General features: G+C 70.5%; 2 protein-coding genes. Both read left to right on the plus strand.

The window, feature by feature from the left end; translation table 11 throughout:
- On the plus strand, nt 1–612 hold a 612-nt coding region (locus AB0H84_RS53375; protein ID WP_357622471.1), incomplete at its 5' end, for a cellulose binding domain-containing protein.
- 33 nt (nt 613–645) lie between these two features.
- Nucleotides 646–1,598 (plus strand): non-reducing end alpha-L-arabinofuranosidase family hydrolase (locus AB0H84_RS53380; RefSeq protein WP_357622474.1); only part of this gene is annotated, 953 nt, incomplete at its 3' end.

A 1,598-nucleotide genomic window follows, 5' to 3' on the forward strand; every position in this document is an offset into this window, starting at 1 on the left:
TTCGCCGCCCTCGGCGTCGACGTGCAGATCACCGAGCTGGACATCCAGGGCGCCTCCCCGCAGACCTACGCCGCCGTGGTGAACGACTGCCTGGCCGTGGCCCGCTGCGCCGGCATCACGGTGTGGGGGGTGCGCGACCAGGACTCCTGGCGGTCGGGTGACACCCCGCTGCTGTTCAGCGGCGGCAACAAGAAGCCCGCTTACGACGCGGTACTCAATGCCCTCAACGCCGCCGACCCCAACCCGACTCCCACGCCGACCCCGACGCCGACCCCGACGCCTACGCCGACCCCCACCCCGACTCCGACACCGGTACCGGACGGGTGCGCGGCGACGATCACGACGACCAACAGCTGGCCGGGTGGCTTCCAGTCGACGGTGACCGTCCAGGCGGGCGACGCGGCGATCAACGGATGGACCGTGCGGTGGACCTGGCCCGGCGGGCAGAGCATCAGCAGCCTGTGGAACGGCCAGCACAGCGTCTCCGGCTCCAGCGTCACCGTACGCAACGCCGCCTACAACGGCGCCATCCCCGCCGGCGGCTCCACGACCTTCGGGTTCACCGCCAATGGCACCGCGGCCACGCCGACCGCTACCTGCACCAGCCCCTGACGGCGGCTGGACATGATGACGAGGAGAGTACAGATGCGTCTGCCCTGGCGAGCGCGATCATCGCGCCCCTCCGCCGCAGCGACCGCGGCGCCGCCCCGGCAGGGCCCGCGCCGCGGGCTCGTGATCGGCGCCATCGCGGTCCTGCTGGCCGGAGCCGGCCTGCTGGCCACGCAGCCCGCCCAGGCCGCCGTCGCCTGCCGGGTCGACTACACCATCAGCTCGAGCTGGCAGGGCGGCTTCAACGCCAGCGTCACCATCAACAACCTCGGTGACGCGGTCAACGGCTGGCAGCTGACCTGGTCCTTCGGCGCCGGCCAGCAGATCACCCAGATCTGGAACGCCACCCAGACCCAGTCCGGTCCGTCCGTGACGGCCACCAACGTCTCCTACAACGCCTCCATCCCCTCCGGTGGCAGCACCAGTTTCGGGTTCAACGGCTCGTGGACCGGCAGCAACCCGGTGCCCGCGTCGTTCGCCCTGAACGGCGCGCTCTGTGGCAACCCCGGCACCCCCACGCCACCTTCCACCCCCACCCCCACCCCCACCCCCACCCCCACTCCGACGCCGACCCCGACGCCGACCCCGCCCGGCACGTGCGATCTTCCGTCGACGTACCGGTGGACCTCGACGGGCCCGCTGGCGAACCCGAAGGCGGGATGGGTCTCGCTCAAGGACTTCACCAACGTCGTCTACAACGGCAAGCACCTGGTCTACGCGACGACGCACGACAACGGGTCGAGCTGGGGTTCGATGAACTTCGGCCTGTTCACCAACTGGTCCGACATGGGCTCGGCCAGCCAGAACACGATGTCGTCCGGCACCGTCGCGCCCACGCTGTTCTACTTCGCCCCGAAGAACATCTGGGTGCTGGCCTACCAGTGGGGTGGGACAGCCTTCTCCTACCGGACCTCCAGCGACCCCACCAACCCCAACGGCTGGTCCTCCCCGCAGGCGCTCTTCACCGGCAGCATCTCCGGCTCCGGAAC

Source organism: Nonomuraea sp. NPDC050786, assembly GCF_040654115.1.
Classification (GTDB): Bacteria; Actinomycetota; Actinomycetes; order Streptosporangiales; family Streptosporangiaceae; genus Nonomuraea.